This window comes from Polynucleobacter aenigmaticus (assembly GCF_002206635.1).
Taxonomy (GTDB): domain Bacteria; phylum Pseudomonadota; class Gammaproteobacteria; order Burkholderiales; family Burkholderiaceae; genus Polynucleobacter; species Polynucleobacter aenigmaticus.
Window position 1 is genome coordinate 26,651 of sequence record NZ_NGUO01000007.1, and the last position, 16,487, is coordinate 43,137.

Here is a 16,487-nt window from a genome sequence, read left to right on the forward strand (position 1 = left end):
ATATGATTGATAAGCTAATTCGTCGGTCAATTCGAGAAATGGTGGGCGGCGGAGGTCCACCGGTCGCCTTTCTATCACCTGCAGGCGATAGGGGTCTCTTTGGTCCAGAATCAATAGCCTGGAAGGTGCATGCAGATTTTATTTCCATGATGATTGGCGGTATCAGCTCTTTGGTCTTACAAGCCCTTCATCCAAAAGCACTCGCTGGTGTATGGGATCACTCCAGCTTTCGAGAAGATCTCAAAGGTAGGCTAGGTAGGACAGCCTTCTTCATTGCGGCAACTACCTACGGCCCTAACGAAATGGCAAATAGCATCATTAATCGCGTTAATCAGATTCATCAAAAAGTAACCGGGCTTGATGAATTCAATAATCCCTATAGGGCGGATGATCCCAACTTACTTGCATGGGTTCATCTGACAGAAACTCGTAGCTTTATGCGCTCCTATGAGTCATACCGGAGCGAAACCCTAAGGCCGTCTCAAAAGGATCAATATTTTGCAGAGATGAAAATGCTTGGGCAAAGATTGGGCGCCATTGATTTACCCGACACGTATGCTGATACAGAACTTGCCATTCAACAATATCACCCTCAATTGCACTATGGGGATAGAGCTAAAAGCATTATCAGCTTATTGGAACATTTTCCAAGCAGCCTGGGCTCCAGGCCATTTGTCAAAATGATTAGTCGTGCTGGCTTTCTAAATCTGCCTAATTGGGTATATCCCATTATCGATCGACCACAACCAGGCCGACTAGAGCGGCTAGCGATGACTTCTGCCATTCGGCTCATGGCAATTCCTGTTAGAGAAGCACTGAAAGACGGCGTTGCCGCCCACTCCCTCCGTAGGATTTACGGATCACCCTTATGAAACAGAAATCATGATTACAAATTATCTTATTTCCGGCATGGTGGGAATCATGCTTTTCTTTACTGTTGTAGTGGCTCCTACGGTATTCAAAGTTTTACCCGTAGAGTGGTCTAGCAAATACGTAAGAAATTTTTTTCCGAAATACTATGCTTTTTTGGGGTTTATTACCTTGGTAACTGTATTTACCGAACAGAATCCTATTGGCAGGCTCTATTTAATCTCATGTGCAGTTTTGTTTGCCTTCACCTTATTTTTTCTCACAGGAAAAATCAATGCCGCAAAAGATGAGGGGAAAAACAAGCAATTTCAAGTGCTACATGGCTTAAGCGTCGTAATTAATATCGCTCAACTCTGTATTTTTATCTACCTACTAACTAAATCATTATGAAATTATTTAGCAAGCTCATTTTCATTGGTCTGTGTGTGGCATTAGCTGTGTCGGTGCGTGCTCAACACATTGGTAAAGACCAAATCAGCCTAGACTACAAAAAATCGTGCGCAAAAGAGCAGGTCAAACTACACGCCAAATTAAAAGATATGCCCGCTAGTGCATTCACTGATTACTGTGATTGCACTACCCGCCAACTAGTGATCAATATCAGTCCAGCTCAATTAAAAGAACTGGATCAAGACAAGAGTCGTCCGGATTGGCTTAAGGCAGCAGAACAATCCGCTAGTAAGGCCTGCCTCAAAGAAAGTCCTAAGATTCAGGTTTAGTGTTTTCAGGCTCGGGGCTCGAGTCTGGAGATTTTTTTCTTGCTGACATCAGGGGTGGTGCGCTCATTTTCTCGCCATCCCATACTTGGCCACACCAACACTCCCCTGCATCATTAATGATGCAGACGCCTGAGCCACAACAATGCTTATCTGGTGCTTTCATGATTAACCTATCCATTCCGAACAACTCATAATGAGGTCTATTCTAGAGTTTTTAATGAAACAACGTATTCATCCTCAGTCTATCCACCCGTCATGAAAAACTCGTTATTTGATCTTTTGAGCACCCCAGAGCCAATTGCTATATTGGCAAAAGATGGTCAAGCCGAATATCTCAACAATTTTTATGCCGTAGATGAGTGTCATTATTTATTTAAGAGTCTACTAAGCCACCTACCGTGGGAATCCGATCAGATAATCATGTTTGGAAAGTTAGTTACTACCAGCAGAAAAGTTGTCTGGGTAGCCGATCCTGAGTGCCTGTATACCTACTCTGGAATTCAAAAAATACCTCAGGACTGGACTAATGAGTTGCTACAAATAAAGCACAAGCTAGAGCAAGTAACTGGCCATACCTACAACTCTTGCTTACTTAATCTGTATCACAACGGCAATGAGGGTATGGGCTGGCATAGCGATAACGAGAAAGAACTAGATAGCGCTACCCCTATTGCATCAGTCAGTCTTGGCGCTCGACGTAAATTTGCATTTCGCCATAAGCAGGATAAAACGACTACTTCAGTGTTTCTTGAAAATGGCAGCCTACTCATCATGCATCCACCCATGCAAGAGCACTGGCAACACAGCCTTCTCAAAACCAAGATCGCTACAAGCCCCCGAATCAACCTTACCTTTCGAAAAATACTACCTAGAATATGAATCCCAAAAGAGCAATTAAGAAGGTGGCTGTTATTGGCGCAGGTATTGCAGGCCTCTCCTGCGCAAGAGAATTGCAATCATTCGGCATGTTGGTAGACGTCTTTGAAAAGAGCCGCGGCCCTAGTGGAAGAATGAGCACACGGCGGATGCAAGATTGGTCTGCAGACCATGGGGCCCAATACTTTACTGCTAGGGATCCACGCTTTATTAAGGAAGTGCAAAGATGGAGACAAGCTGGCATCGCTGATATTTGGACGCCCAAACTGAAGGTATATGAGAGCAATGTATGGTGCGATAGTAGTTCACAGGAAACGCGCTACGTTGGAACCCCCAATATGAACTCGCCGGGAAAGTATTTAACTGAAGACCTATCGGTGAAATATGAACGAACAATAACCGGACTGGAGTCGAGAGATGGTCAATGGGCCATTCACTGCAGTGAAAGTGGAGCAGTCGCAACACTGTACGATTGTGTTGTATTCGCTATACCAGCCCCCCAGGCAAGCGCCTTGCTGAAGAATCTGGATGCTCGAGCTTCTAGCATTAGCAATTCGGCACAGATGAAGGCTTGCTGGACAATGATGGCGCACCTTCCGCACCAACTCGCGACAGACTTTGATGCAGCATTTATCAACCAAGAAATTATCAATTGGATTTGTCAAAACGGATCCAAACCAATGCGCCAAGGAACGATGTGGACCATCAATGGAAGTCCAGCCTGGAGTCAAGAGAATGTGGAGCTTAGCAAAGATGATGCTCAAGACCAGATGATGGAATGCCTGACGAGGCTTGGGTTTAACTGTCAGGATGCTGAAATCAGCATGCACCGCTGGCGCTACGCAAGCGGAAGCCTGGAAAATTCAATCGATTTTCTTTCACTACCGGATATCCGTTTAGGGCTGTGTGGGGACTGGCTTAACGGAGGCAGAGTAGAAGGTGCTTGGTTAAGCGGACTCGGCCTGGCCGTAGATATTCATCAGTCCACCAAACAATATTTATAAGGATTGGGTTAGCAAAAAACCACCTCTAAGGGTGGCTGGTTGATTTCTTATTGGAAATTAAAAAGCGTTTTTAAGACGCTCTAGCGAATAGATTTCTCTCAAATGCAACATTTGATAAGCTACGCGATCTTTGAGTAATCCAGTGATGGTTGCTGGGCCGTCAGAGTAATTTCTCATGACATCAGCCTTCAGGTTATAAATAGGCCAGTTTCCTTGACCGCCCACATTAGGATTACCAGTTTTGGCAAACGCAGCCCAACTAGCCGACATTTTTTCAGTAAGGGCCTGATCTGCAGGGCTATTCTTATCTACGATTGGATACCAATCTTTTGGCCAAGCATGGGTTTTCTTAAAGTCAGCAATATCTCTTTCGATTCTGGCGCATTGATCCAATTCAGATTCAATCCGTTTTGGAGCCTGAGGCATTAATGCCAAACTTCCAAATACGTAAGTGATTTCAAAAGTATGCGGCGACCCTGGAAAAGCAGGTCGAATATTCTTCGTTAAATAGTCATAGTAATAAGCGTAACCTGGAGCCACACCGTTCATGCTGTCAGCCAATAGTTTCGTACTAGCCCGATACATCAAGTCTTGAATTACAAAAGAATTCAAAATACATTTGTCTTTGACCTTGGAATAGAGCTTTTCGATAATTTTTGGGTCTTCATGCACCTGCTTCATAAACACATCCAATGACGGCTCACCAGGCAACATAAAGTCAGAGTCAAATGAGTTCGTACCAATCATGAAAGGCACTTTTGCTTGCTTACCTGCCGCAAATAAAGGAATGGGATCGCCCTTAATGATCTGGCCATCAATAAAAGGTCCGCCAAACTCACCGGCATAAAAATCCCCTCCATTAAGAACCAGCTTATCTGCTGGCAACCCCCTTAACTCTGCCAACGATTTCACGCCAAGCGCAGCCATGTATTTAGCGTCGATCTCAACCTCGGACGTAAGTCCTAGGCGTTTCTCAGTCATGCCACGCAAGGGGCTCTGTTGGGCGCTCTGCGCAATTGCCTTATGAAATAAACCTTTAGCCGCATCAGAAACCATTAACCAAGTAACACTCCGCCCACCGGCAGACTGACCAAAGATCGTCACATTATCTGGATTCCCACCAAATGCAGCGATATTATTTTTAACCCACTTGAGAGAGGCAATTTGATCCATCGTGCCGTAATTTCCAACTGGCTCGTCCTTGGCTTTCGCTTCTGCTATTAACTCTTTGGGAGCGAAAAAACCGAGTGAGCCCAAACGGTAATCAACTGTCACTACGATCACTCCGTTTCTCACTAAATTAATCGGAGTGAACTGTGGGTCACTAGCTCCATCGACTAATAAGCCACCCCCATGAAACCAGACCATCACCGGCATGTTCTTGCTGGCTTTTTCAGGTAAGTACACGTTCAACTTTAGACAGTCTTCACTACCAGGAAGTACAAGGCCTGCACTGAGATTCTTAATGAAAGCTTGAGGACATGAAGCGCCGAATTTGCTAGCATCTCGTACCCCACTCCAAGCCATGGCTGGCTGTGGCGGTCTCCACCTGAGCTCGCCTATCGGAGGATCTGCATAAGGGATATTCTTAAATGCCTGCATCTTGTACTCAAGAGCCCCTTGAAGTTGTCCATTTTCAACTTGCACAATTGGTCGCTCAGCAGCGCAGATAGTCAAAGCAATACTACTTAGTAGAAGGGTAAATATCTTTTTCATCTAACTCTTCCTAATGGGGGTATGGCTTTATAAAGAGCGGCGTGGAAAAACTTAATTCTTTTTCCAGCGCGCCATTGCAACATCGTCAGTTACACGGGCATCCACCCACCTACTACCTTCTAAGGTCTCTTCTTTTTTCCAGAACGGGGCTGCCGTTTTAAGGTAGTCCATGATGAACTCGCAAGCAGCAAATGCTTCTCCTCGGTGTGCACTGGTGACTGCTACCAGCACAATTTGATCTTCAGGCAATAGCGGTCCCACTCGATGGATGACTAGCGTCCTGTAAAGATCCCAGCGGCCTCTGGCTTGCGTGGTGATTTCCTCAAGGGATTTTTCTGTCATACCGGGATAGTGTTCCAGCGTCATACCCTTAACCTGGCTACCGTCATTCATATCACGCACAGTACCAACGAAAGTCACTACTGCACCTACGCGAGGATCATCCTTGTGAAGCGCTTTGACTTCAGTCGTTAAATCAAAGTCTGCCTCTTGAATGCGAATGAAATCATTCTGCATCTTAGCCACCAGTAACCGGAGGGAAGAAAGCCACTTCGGCACCCTCAACTAGTGATGTTGTGTCTTTAACCATTTCTTGATTTAAGGCACAGCGAATTACCTTGCCGCTGGCTAATATTTCAGCCCAAGGATCTCCACGTTGAATTAGATAACTTCTTAAATCGGCAATCGTCTTTACTCCCGCTGGAGCAGTCATACTCTCCTCAGCAAGGCCAAGACCTTCTCGCAGTGAGGCAAAGAATCGCAATTGGAGTTTCATGGGTGAATGCTAATCCGATTAGACTAGGAGGGCATTAAAAGGAATGTATTTCACTATATCCCCTACCTTGAATGCCTGTCCTGGAGGGCAATCTACTAAGCCATCACCCCATGAGGCGCTGGTAAGAACCCCGGAGCTTTGATTGGGGAATAGATCTAAGCCGCCTTGGGCATTAATCTTGACGCGTAGGAATTCATTACGGCGATCGGCTTTGAGCCAATCAAAGTCAGCGCGCATTGGGTAGGCTTGGGGAGGACTCACATCCCGCCCTTGCAGCTTCAGAATAAATGGTCGCACAAACAATAGGAAAGTTACAAAGCTGGATACCGGATTACCAGGTAAACCAATAAACCAAGTTTCCGCTTCGGCCACTCCGCCCTTTAAATCATCGGACTTGCGTACGGCACCAAAAGCCAAGGGCTTGCCAGGTTTGATGCCAATCTGCCAGAGATCTAGCCTACCTTCGGCAGTCACTGCGGGCTTGATGTGGTCCTCTTCACCAACCGATACACCACCAGAAGTAATAATCAAGTCATGGTCTTTACTGGCTTTACGCAAGGTTTCTCGGGTGGCATCAAGACTATCAGGAACAATTCCAAAGTCAGTAGCATCGCAACCCAAGGATTTAATACATGCCAACAAGGTATCGCGATTAGAGTTGTAGATGCCGCCTGGTTTGAGTGGCTCGCCAGGTAGAGAAAGTTCATCGCCAGTAAAAAAAAGCAGCAACTTTGACTTTGCGCTTCACATTTAAATGCGTTAAGCCAGCAGAAGCGGCCACACCCAATTCTTGAGGACGGAGAAAAGTGCCTGCAATTAATGCGGTCTCGCCTCCAGTCAAATCTTCGCCCCGCTTACGAATCCATTGCCCCGATGTTGGCGCTATATTTACCTGCACTTCATCAGTTGATCCATCTGGAATAACGCAGTCTTCTTGCATCACTACCGCATCAGCACCAGGCGGAACTGGGGCACCGGTAAATATTCTGGCGGCAGTACCTGGCTCGAGCTGCATACCCATAGAGCCAGCCGGAATGCGTTGCGCAATTTTCAGAATATTTCCGGGAGTTTGGGTATCGGCAGTGCGGACTGCGTAACCATCCATCGAGGTGTTATCCAGCGGCGGTACATCGGCCAAGCTATTAACGCTTTCCGCAAGCACACGACCCAAGGCAGCTTGCATCGCAAGTGTTTCAGTTTCATTCACGGGCTTTGCGTGAGAGAGTAAATGATCTAAAGCCTGCTGAGCAGTCAACATTGGTGGCTTAGTCATAGTGCTTTATGTATTTAGTTGAGATGAGTGGTGATGAAGTTTTTGACTTGATTGACATCGGCATCCATATTTTCAACGCGCTGCGGCAAAGACTTGATATCTTTAAATGCAGCCGGACACTCTGCAGGACGGCCCAAAGCAATTTCAATCGTCTCTTCAAACTTAATCGGCAACGCAGTCTCAAGTACCAGCATAGGGACTCCGGCTTGCAAATGCTCACGCGCCACCTTCACACCATCTGCAGTGTGCGTATCAATCATGACACCATAGCGTTGATCAATATCGCGGATCGTGTCTAAACGATTTTGATGGGTGCTACGACCAGATTGGAAGCCGTATTTACCGATCTCTCTAAAGATTGTTTCTTTAGAAATATCAAATCCACCAGCTTCATCTACTTGCTTAAACATGCCTGCAGTTATTTTGCCGTCCTGACCCATGAGGTCAAAGACAAAACGTTCAAAGTTACTCGCTTTGGAGATATCCATAGAGGGACTGGAGGTATGCAAAGTCTCAGCGGACTTACGCGCACGATAAACCCCAGTACGGAAGAACTCATCAAGAACATCATTCTCATTGGTGGCTGCAACCAAATGCGCGATCGGTAAACCCATCATACGGGCAATGTGGCCAGCGCAGATATTACCAAAGTTGCCTGATGGCACAGTGAAGGAAACTTTTTCTGTACTCGACTTGGTGGCTAACAAATAGCCTTGGAAGTAATACACGACCTGGGCCACAACACGACCCCAGTTAATAGAGTTTACGGTACCAATTTGGTGATTGGCTTTAAAGGCGTGGTCGTTGCTCACTGCCTTCACAATATCTTGGCAATCATCGAACACACCTGCTACTGCCAGATTGAAAATATTCGGATCTTGCAAGGAATACATTTGCGCAGATTGGAAAGAGCTCATCTTGCCGCGTGGCGAGAGCATAAAAACCTTGACGCCCTCTTTGCCACGCATTGCATACTCAGCAGCACTACCAGTATCACCAGAGGTGGCGCCCAAAATATTGAGCTTCTGGCCTTTTTTCTTTAGGGCATATTCAAAGAGATTGCCGAGTAACTGCATCGCCATATCTTTAAATGCCAAAGTGGGTCCATTAGACAAACTGAGAAGGCCAATACGCGTACCCTGCTCTTCACCCATCCAATGCAATGGTGTGATGTCTTTAGCATTGTCTTCAGCGCGGCCATTGCAATAAACCTGCTCTGTATAAGTTTTACGCAATAAGGCACGTAAATCTGCCTCGGGAATGTCGTCGCAATACAGGCTCAAGACTTCATAAGCGAGATCAGCATAAGACAAACCGCGCCATGAATCCAATTGCTCTTTAGTGACCTTGGGGTACTCAATAGGTAAATACAGGCCACCATCCGGCGCTAAACCACCAAGCAGAATTTCTAGAAAGGATTGTTGCGGGCTATTGCCCCGAGTCGATTGGTAACGCATGTTTATATTAGGACAGATTTTCTAAACGGATCTTCACCACTTCGCCCGCGACAGTTTTCAGGTCCTGAATCTCCTGAATCGCTGCAAGCATGTGTTTTTCTTTAGTCTCGTGAGTCAGGGCAACCAAATCAGTTTGGCTTTCACCCTCGTCCGCTTCTTTTTGCAGGAGAGCATCAATCGAAATACCATGGGCAGCTAAGATCTTGGTAATGTCAGCCAACACGCCAGCTTGGTCAGCTACACGCAGACGTAAGTAATAGCTGGTGGTGATTTCACCCATAGGCAATACAGCGATATCGCGCACTGCATCTGGCTGGAATGCTAAGTAGGGAACGCGACTCTCAGGGCTCGCGCCCAATAAACGGGTGATATCCACTAAATCGGCAATTACTGCTGAAGCAGTTGGCTCGGAGCCTGCGCCTTTACCGTAGTAAAGCGTAGTGCCAACTGCATCGCCAAATACTTGAACAGCGTTCATCGCACCTTCAACGTTTGCAATCAAACGCTTAGTTGGAATCAATGTCGGATGAACACGCAGCTCTACACCGGCAGCGGTCTTTTTAGCGATACCGAGCAACTTAATGCGATAGCCTAACTGCTCAGCATATTTAATATCGATTGCATCTAATTTAGTAATGCCTTCAACGTGTGCTTTTTCAAACTGCATTGGAATACCAAATGCAATCGCACTCATGATGGTTGCTTTATGGGCAGCATCAACGCCTTCAATGTCAAAAGTTGGATCTGCTTCTGCGTAACCTAAGCGTTGCGCCTCCTTCAAGACAGTTGCAAAGTCCAAACCTTTGTCGCGCATCTCAGAAAGAATGAAGTTAGTTGTGCCGTTAATGATGCCGGCGATCCACTCAATACGGTTGGCAGTTAAGCCTTCGCGCAAAGCCTTAATAATCGGAATGCCGCCAGCAACAGCCGCTTCAAATGCGACCATCACACCCTTTTCATGGGCGGCTTTAAATATCTCATTGCCGTGCACTGCAATCAAAGCCTTATTAGCTGTGACCACATGCTTACCAGCAGCGATTGCCTCAAGCACCAAGTCTTTCGCAATGCCGTAGCCGCCAATCAATTCAACAACGATATCGATCTCAGGATTATTAATCACCGCACGTGCATCACTCACAACTTGCGCGTGGTCCTTTACCAATTCCTTGGCCCGCTCTACATTAAGATCGGCTACGGTATGAATACGAATGACACGACCAGCGCGACGAGTAATCTCATCTTGATTGCGTTCGAGAACAGTAAATACACCACCACCTACAGTGCCAATGCCTAATAGACCAACTTGAATCGGTTTCATGATGCCTTTGTTGCTGTTAAATTAGCCGCTTTCCGACTATGTTTTTGACGATAACGCTCTAGAAAACGTGCGAGACGAGCAATCGCCTCTGTCAGCACATCTTCGTGAGGCAAGAACACTACTCGGAAGTGATCGGGTTTGATCCAGTTGAAACCGGAACCTTGAACCAGCAATACTTTTTCTTCCTTTAGAAGGTCAGCTACAAACTGCTGATCATCCTCGATTGGGTACATCTCTGGATCGAGTCTTGGAAATAAATACAAAGCGGACTTTGGCTTAACGCAAGTCACGCCAGGAATTGCTGTAATGAGTTTCCAAGCAAGATCGCGTTGTTTCGCCAAGCGACCCCCTTCAGCTACCAAGTCGTTAATACTTTGATAACCGCCCAAGGCCGTTTGAATGGCGTACTGGCCTGGCACGTTGGCACACAGGCGCATCGAGGACAGCATATTGAGACCTTCAATGTAGTCTCGAATCATCTCTTTATCGCCTGAGACCACCATCCAGCCGGCACGATAGCCGCAAGAACGATAGTTCTTGGATAAACCATTCAAGGTGATCGTCACTACATCGGTCGACAAAGATGCCAAGGAGACGTGCTTCTCTTGGTCGTACAGCATTTTGTCGTAAATCTCATCAGCAAACAGAATCAAGCCGTGCTCACGCGCGATTGAAGTTAACTCTGTCAGCACTTCTTTGGAGTAGATTGCGCCCGTTGGATTGTTGGGATTAATCACCACAATCGCTTTAGTGCGAGGTGTAATCTTTTTACGTAAATCTGCGAGATCAGGAGCCCACTCTTTAGACTCATCACATAAGTAATGTACTGGAGTACCACCAGACAAACTGACCGCAGCTGTCCACAATGGATAGTCAGGCGCCGGTACCAAGACTTCATCGCCATTATTAAGCAATGCATTCATGGCAATCACAATAAGCTCAGAAACGCCGTTGCCGGTATAAATGTCATCCAAAGTAACGCCTTGGATGCCTTTTTCTTGGCAATACTGCATGATTGCCTTGCGAGCCGCGAAAATTCCTTTGGAATCGGAGTACGCTGAGGCATTGCCCAAATTACGAATCATGTCCAGTTGAATCTCTTCTGGAGGATCAAAGCCAAAAACACCCACATTACCAATGTTTAATTTGATAATTTTGTGGCCCTCTTCCTCCATACGCTGAGCAAGCTCCAGCACAGGTCCACGGATGTCGTAACAAACGTGATTGAGTTTTTCGGACTTTAGGATCGGTTTCACAATAAATTAAAGGGTAAGTTCTTGAAATCTAGGAAAAAACAGCTGGCTATAATCCTCATAATTATGACAGAGAGTCCATGTGAAGCTTCAATCTGACCCCCATTCCGGAGCTAATACGATCACCGGTTACGGTGATGGCTATGTAGAGATCAATCGGACTCCCTATAGTCACGCTGTTTTATTGAGCTCGGATGGTGGAATCCAGGAATGGGCTGTTCCATCATTTGACGAGCTGAGTGCAATAGATTTCAGCCAAATGGCTGCTCTCAAGCCTGAATTAATCATTATTGGCACTGGCAAGCGCCAGCGCTTCCCTAAGCCTGAGTTATTAAAAACCCTCATTGAGGCCAAGATTGGCTTTGAAGTAATGGACTCCCAAGCAGCTTGTCGCACCTACAACATTCTGGTTGGCGAGGGTCGCCAGGTCTTACTCGCCCTCATTGTGGAAGCCATCTAATGCAATTTGGTCACATTCGGCAGTCAAGCGCCCTAAACCCCGCCTCCATTTTGATATTGGTGCTGGTATATGCATTGCTCTGGTTTGGCGCCCTTAATTACCGCCACCTCATTCCATCGGACGAAGGTCGTTATGCTGAGATTGCCCGTGAGATGCTAGTAACGGGAGATTGGGTAACCCCCCGCTATAACGGCTACAAATATTTTGAAAAGCCCCCACTACAAATTTGGGCCACCGCTACCGCCTTCACTATTTTTGGTATTGGTGATTGGCAAGCGCGCCTATGGACCGCACTCACTGGATTTCTAACCATTTTGTTAGTAGGTTTTACTGGTGCACGCATCTATAGTGCCCGGGCAGGTTGGCTAGCGGCACTTGTCTTAGCATCTAGCCCAATGTGGGTCATTGGCGGCCACATGAACTCCTTGGATATGGGGCTGTCAGCATTCTTGGTTGCTGCACTGTGCAGTCTTTTACTTGCACAGACTTCACACAACCAAGCCAGCACTCGCAAGTGGATGTGGGTCTGCTGGGCTTCTATGGCGCTAGCGACTCTATCTAAGGGCGTGATTGGAGCCGCAATCCCCGGCATGGTCTTTATCGTTTACTCCATTACCGCATGGGACTGGAAGATTTGGAAACGGCTGCATATCATTAGTGGCACTGTTTTATTTTTAGCGATTACCGCACCTTGGTTCGTGCTCGTTGCACAACGCAATCCCGAGTTCCTCGAATTCTTTTTTATTCATGAGCACTTACAACGCTTTACTCAAACTGCCCACAGTAGAACCGGGCCGATCTACTACTTTCTCCCGCTGCTACTGCTAGGCTTCTTGCCTTGGATCACACAAGTCCCCGGGGCCATTGCACAGACCTGGCGAGAGCGTAATCGCGAATTCTCAAGTGGCTGGTTGCTCACCTGTTGGTTTGCAGTCATCTTGGGATTCTTCAGCGTTTCTCAGTCAAAATTGCCTGGCTACATCATCCCCATTTTTCCAGCATTAGCCATGATCGTTGGGCATCGCTTAGATCGCAATCTTGGCTTTAGTAACTCACTCTCATTGCCTTGGCAACTGCAGACACTCTTCTTTGCAGTCCTAGGTGGCATTGGATTTTTCTTCTTAGGAGAAGTTAGCAAGCAAGCTAGGCCTGATGAAATTGAATCTTATGCGCAATACACTTATTGGGTTGTAGCAGCGCTGATCGTGCTGGTTTCAGGAAGTTTGTTGGGCTTCATGCAAAGTAAGCGCAATGGCTTAAGCAGTATTACTAGTTTCGCAAGTGGCTTTTTTCTTTGCGCACTTATCGCGGGTACTGGTCACGAGACTCTTGGACGCGCGGTATCTGGCATCGACCTAGTGGAGCAGGTAAAAGCAGGCATCCCCGAAAAGGCCAACTTCTATTCTGTTCGTATCCTCGATCACACAGTACCCTTCTACTTAGGTAGAACCATGATCATGGTGGAGTTTCCGGATGAGCTTGAGTTTGGTGTCAAGCAGGAGCCAGAGCTATGGCTACCCACTTTGGATGCATTTATTGAGCGCTGGAAAGAAGATCCAACAGCATATGCATTGATGGTTCCAGAGCAATATATCGAGCTACAGAAATTAAATATCCCCATGCAAGAAGTTGGACGCGATTCGAGACGCGTAATTGTGAAGCACCCTGAATCTACAAGCACTTCTCCACAATAAGGTCTTAAGCTTAACTATGTCGACCACCGAAAATATGCTGCCTTTTATTCCTTTCACGCGCCCGCACTTTAATCAAGAAACGATTGATGCAGTTGCTGAGGTCTTGCGTTCTGGCTGGGTCACTTCGGGACCTAAGCTTGCTGAATTTGAGGCTACCTTGAGTGAATATTTTGGCGGTCGCCCTGTGCGCTGTTTTGCCAACGGTACCGCTACCATGAAGATTGCTCTACAGGTTGCCGATATTGGGCCAGGCGATGAAGTGATCACCACCCCAATCTCTTGGGTTGCGACGTCCAATGTCATTTTAGGGGTGGGTGCCACGCCCGTGTTTGTAGACATAGATCCCATCACTCGCAATATCGACTTGGATCAAGTTGCCGCAGCCATCACACCCAAAACCCGCGCCATCATGCCCGTCTATTTGGCTGGCCTGCCGGTAGATATGGATCGGCTATATGCACTAGCAAAGCAGCATAAGCTCCGCGTGATTGAAGATGCAGCCCAAGCATTTGGATCGCAGTGGCAAGGCCAAAAGATCGGCAGTATTGGTGATTTGGTGAGCTTTAGTTTTCAGGCAAATAAAAATTTATCCACCGTTGAAGGTGGTTGCCTAGTCCTAAACAATATTGATGAAGCCAAGTTAGCAGAGAAATTTCGCTTGCAGGGTCTCACTCGCCAAGGCATAGATGGTATGGATGTGGATGTCCTGGGTGGCAAAGATAATTTGACCGATGTGAATGCCGTCATTGGCTTGCATCAATTGAAACAACTACCAGTATTTCAGACTCGCAGAGCTGCTTTAGCCAGGCAATACTTTGACGTCATCCGCAGCGAACTCAAATCTGCTGGATTGGACGATTTAAAACTGGAGCTTCCCGTGGAGAATTTCACTGATAGCAACTGGCACATGTTCCAAATCGTTTTGCCACTTGACCAATTGAATGCGGAGCGTGCGCAAGTGATGACCGAGCTGAAGGATATGGGTATTGGCACCGGCGTTCATTACCCCATCATCACTGGATTTACGCTCTACAAAAAGCTAGGCTACAAAACCGAGTCCACCCCAATTGCACAACGCATAGGTCGCTCGATCCTGACGCTACCCCTTTTTCCAGGGATGGCAGATGAAGATATTGGCCGCATAGCCAGTGCTTTAGTAGGAATTCTGAAGAAACACCGTAAAAATTAGTCTTGGCAGTGGAATCAGGCAAAATTGCAGCATGACTGCGAATATACCTAAGCAAGCTGGCAATCCCACACTCAGTATCGTCATCCCCGTTTATAACGAGGAAGACGGTCTCCAGGCCCTCTTCGATCGCCTTTATCCAGCGCTCGATGCGATGGCTATCAAACGCAACATTGCTTATGAAGTGGTGTTTGTGAATGACGGAAGTAAAGATCGCTCTGCTGGTATCTTGGCCCAGCAAGTGGAATTGCGCCCTGATGTCACGCGCGCCGTGTTGTTTCATAGTAACTTTGGTCAGCACATGGCGATCATGGCTGGCTTTGAATATTCCCGCGGTGAATACATCATCACACTGGATGCAGACTTACAGAATCCTCCAGAAGAAATTGATGCCTTGACCAATGAATTAGTCAAAGGTCATGACTACGTAGGCACCATTCGAGCAGATCGTCGCGATAGCTTCTTTAGAAAATTGGCTTCTCGCGCTATGAATCGGTTGCGCCAAAAAATTACTCGCATCACGATGACCGATCAGGGTTGTATGTTGCGTGGCTATAGCCGTCGCATTGTGGATCTCGTACGACAGTGCGATGAGAGCAATACTTTTATTCCTGCACTGGCTTACACCTTTGCAGCCAACCCTACTGAGATCACCGTCAAACATGAAGAGCGCTTCGCCGGTGAATCTAAATACAGTCTCTATCAACTCATACGCCTGAACTTTGATTTGGTAACTGGCTTCTCTGTTATGCCTTTGCAGATTTTCTCCATCTTGGGCATGTTGTTAGCAATGGCAGCCGGCAGTTTGTTTATCTATCTCTTGGTTCGCCGCTTTGTGCTGGGTGCCGAGGTTGAGGGTGTCTTTACCCTCTTCGCGCTCACCTTCTTCTTGATTGGCGTCATGCTCTTTGGTCTCGGCTTGCTCGGCGAGTACATTGGTCGCATCTACCAACAAGTCAGAGAGCGCCCACGCTATGTTGTGCAAACTGTTTTAGAGAAAAAATAATTGCGCGCAGTCATCTTTGCTTATCACGATGTTGGCGTCAACTGCCTTAAGGCATTACTCAGTGCGGGTATACAGATTGAACTGGTAGTGACCCATCAAGACGATCCCAATGAGAACGTGTGGTTTGGAAGTGTTGCCAAGCTCTGTGAAGATAAAAAAATTTCTTACATCACACCCAATGCCAATGAGTTGATGGATCTCATTCCGCGAATTCAGAAGCTAGCGCCTGACTATCTTTTCTCTTTTTATTACCGCCATATGATTCCGGCGGAACTCTTGGCGTGCGCCAAGATTGCTGCCCTCAATATGCATGGCTCACTTCTGCCAAAGTATCGTGGCCGCGCACCAGTTAATTGGGCCATCCTACATGGCGAAACTGAAACCGGTGCTACATTGCACATCATGGAAATCAAACCAGACGCTGGCGATATCGTTGGGCAGTCAGCGGTCTCCATTGGCCCCAATGAAACCGCTACGGATGTCTTTGGCAAAGTCAGTCAGGCAGCCGTAGCTGTGATCAATCAGGCGCTACCAGAACTCGTTCAGGGCCGCGTCCCCAGAAAACCGAATTTACTTGCTCAAGGCAGCTATTTTGGGGGTCGCAAGCCGGCAGATGGGGAAATTCTGTGGCAGCAGTCAGCCAAGCAAGTTCATGACCTTGTCAGAGCCGTTGCACCGCCCTACCCCGGCGCTTTTACAGTTTGGCAAGGTCAGCCCATGATTGTGGCTCGCACCAGCCTAGAGGGGCCGTTTCCGGCTCAACTGGATCTTCGGACCCCTGGCATCCAAGTGGTTGATAATCAGGTATTCGGCATTTGTGGCGACCAAAGAGCGGTAGCAATACTGGACTGGTTCCCGGCAAAAACACATTAGATTAAAA

General features: G+C 47.0%; 17 protein-coding genes and 1 pseudogene. 10 read left to right on the forward strand and 8 right to left on the reverse strand.

Annotated features, from left to right (window positions below; genetic code table 11):
- Positions 1-2 precede the first annotated feature (2 nt).
- Genes CBI30_RS04520 through CBI30_RS04530 form a run of 3 tightly spaced genes read left to right on the forward strand, consistent with a single transcriptional unit; the run spans position 3 to position 1,589 of the window.
- Positions 3-872 carry an oxygenase MpaB family protein gene (locus CBI30_RS04520; RefSeq protein WP_088527136.1) on the forward strand — a complete coding sequence of 290 codons (870 nt, stop codon included), beginning with the start codon at positions 3-5 and terminating at the stop codon, positions 870-872.
- A 10-nt stretch (positions 873-882) separates the two neighbouring features.
- Entirely contained in the window at positions 883-1,260 is a 378-nt protein-coding gene (locus CBI30_RS04525; RefSeq protein ID WP_088527137.1) for a DUF4149 domain-containing protein, read from the forward strand.
- A complete protein-coding gene (locus CBI30_RS04530) occupies positions 1,257-1,589 on the forward strand; it encodes a hypothetical protein (protein ID WP_088527138.1) in 333 nt (110 codons plus the stop codon). The genes CBI30_RS04525 and CBI30_RS04530 overlap by 4 nt, the downstream gene beginning before the upstream one ends.
- On the opposite strand, the gene CBI30_RS04535 is transcribed toward CBI30_RS04530, so the two are convergent.
- Positions 1,573-1,752 (reverse strand): hypothetical protein, encoded by a 180-nt coding sequence (locus CBI30_RS04535; RefSeq protein WP_088527164.1) that lies wholly within the window; start codon positions 1,750-1,752, stop codon positions 1,573-1,575. The genes CBI30_RS04530 and CBI30_RS04535 overlap by 17 nt on opposite strands.
- A gap of 92 nt (positions 1,753-1,844) precedes the next feature.
- Here CBI30_RS04535 and CBI30_RS04540 point away from each other — a divergent pair, with 92 nt between their 5' ends.
- Entirely contained in the window at positions 1,845-2,468 is a 624-nt protein-coding gene (locus CBI30_RS04540) for an alpha-ketoglutarate-dependent dioxygenase AlkB family protein (RefSeq protein ID WP_088527139.1), read from the forward strand.
- Entirely contained in the window at positions 2,465-3,469 is a 1,005-nt protein-coding gene (locus CBI30_RS04545; protein ID WP_088527140.1) for an NAD(P)/FAD-dependent oxidoreductase, read from the forward strand. Before CBI30_RS04540 ends, CBI30_RS04545 begins: the two co-directional genes overlap by 4 nt.
- 57 nt (positions 3,470-3,526) lie before the next feature.
- On the opposite strand, the gene CBI30_RS04550 is transcribed toward CBI30_RS04545, so the two are convergent.
- The 7 genes and pseudogenes from CBI30_RS04550 to CBI30_RS04580 form a co-directional block, all read right to left on the reverse strand.
- The gene (locus CBI30_RS04550; RefSeq protein WP_088527141.1) at positions 3,527-5,185 is read right to left on the reverse strand and encodes a carboxylesterase/lipase family protein; all 1,659 of its coding nucleotides are present in this window, start codon (positions 5,183-5,185) and stop codon (positions 3,527-3,529) included.
- A 51-nt stretch (positions 5,186-5,236) separates the two neighbouring features.
- Positions 5,237-5,701, reverse strand: coding sequence for a molybdopterin synthase catalytic subunit MoaE (gene moaE, locus CBI30_RS04555; protein WP_088527142.1), 465 nt, complete (start codon positions 5,699-5,701; stop codon positions 5,237-5,239).
- Between the two features lies 1 nt (position 5,702).
- The gene (gene moaD / locus CBI30_RS04560) at positions 5,703-5,960 is read right to left on the reverse strand and encodes a molybdopterin converting factor subunit 1 (RefSeq protein WP_169711247.1); all 258 of its coding nucleotides are present in this window, start codon (positions 5,958-5,960) and stop codon (positions 5,703-5,705) included.
- 18 nt (positions 5,961-5,978) lie between these two features.
- Positions 5,979-7,218: pseudogene (locus CBI30_RS04565) on the reverse strand (molybdopterin molybdotransferase MoeA).
- Between the two features lie 29 nt (positions 7,219-7,247).
- Positions 7,248-8,690 (reverse strand): threonine synthase, encoded by a 1,443-nt coding sequence (thrC, locus tag CBI30_RS04570; protein WP_088527143.1) that lies wholly within the window; start codon positions 8,688-8,690, stop codon positions 7,248-7,250.
- Positions 8,691-8,697: 7 nt separating this feature from the next.
- On the reverse strand, positions 8,698-10,008 hold the full coding sequence (locus CBI30_RS04575; RefSeq protein ID WP_088527144.1) for a homoserine dehydrogenase: 1,311 nt from the start codon (positions 10,006-10,008) through the stop codon (positions 8,698-8,700).
- Complete coding sequence (locus CBI30_RS04580; protein WP_088527145.1) at positions 10,005-11,264, reverse strand: pyridoxal phosphate-dependent aminotransferase; 1,260 nt, start codon at positions 11,262-11,264, stop codon at positions 10,005-10,007. The genes CBI30_RS04575 and CBI30_RS04580 overlap by 4 nt, the downstream gene beginning before the upstream one ends.
- A 79-nt stretch (positions 11,265-11,343) precedes the next feature.
- Between CBI30_RS04580 and CBI30_RS04585 the strand changes: the two genes are divergently transcribed.
- The 5 genes from CBI30_RS04585 to CBI30_RS04605 are packed head-to-tail and all read left to right on the forward strand — an operon-like array spanning position 11,344 to position 16,480.
- On the forward strand, positions 11,344-11,721 hold the full coding sequence (locus CBI30_RS04585; protein WP_088527146.1) for an Mth938-like domain-containing protein: 378 nt from the start codon (positions 11,344-11,346) through the stop codon (positions 11,719-11,721).
- A complete protein-coding gene (locus tag CBI30_RS04590; RefSeq protein ID WP_088527147.1) occupies positions 11,721-13,415 on the forward strand; it encodes a glycosyltransferase family 39 protein in 1,695 nt (564 codons plus the stop codon). The genes CBI30_RS04585 and CBI30_RS04590 overlap by 1 nt, the downstream gene beginning before the upstream one ends.
- Before the next feature lie 16 nt (positions 13,416-13,431).
- The gene (locus CBI30_RS04595) at positions 13,432-14,604 is read left to right on the forward strand and encodes a DegT/DnrJ/EryC1/StrS family aminotransferase (protein WP_088527148.1); all 1,173 of its coding nucleotides are present in this window, start codon (positions 13,432-13,434) and stop codon (positions 14,602-14,604) included.
- A 31-nt stretch (positions 14,605-14,635) separates the two neighbouring features.
- On the forward strand, positions 14,636-15,607 hold the full coding sequence (locus CBI30_RS04600; protein ID WP_088527149.1) for a glycosyltransferase: 972 nt from the start codon (positions 14,636-14,638) through the stop codon (positions 15,605-15,607).
- Positions 15,608-16,480 carry a formyltransferase gene (locus CBI30_RS04605; RefSeq protein ID WP_088527150.1) on the forward strand — a complete coding sequence of 291 codons (873 nt, stop codon included), beginning with the start codon at positions 15,608-15,610 and terminating at the stop codon, positions 16,478-16,480.
- Positions 16,481-16,487: the final 7 nt, after the last annotated feature.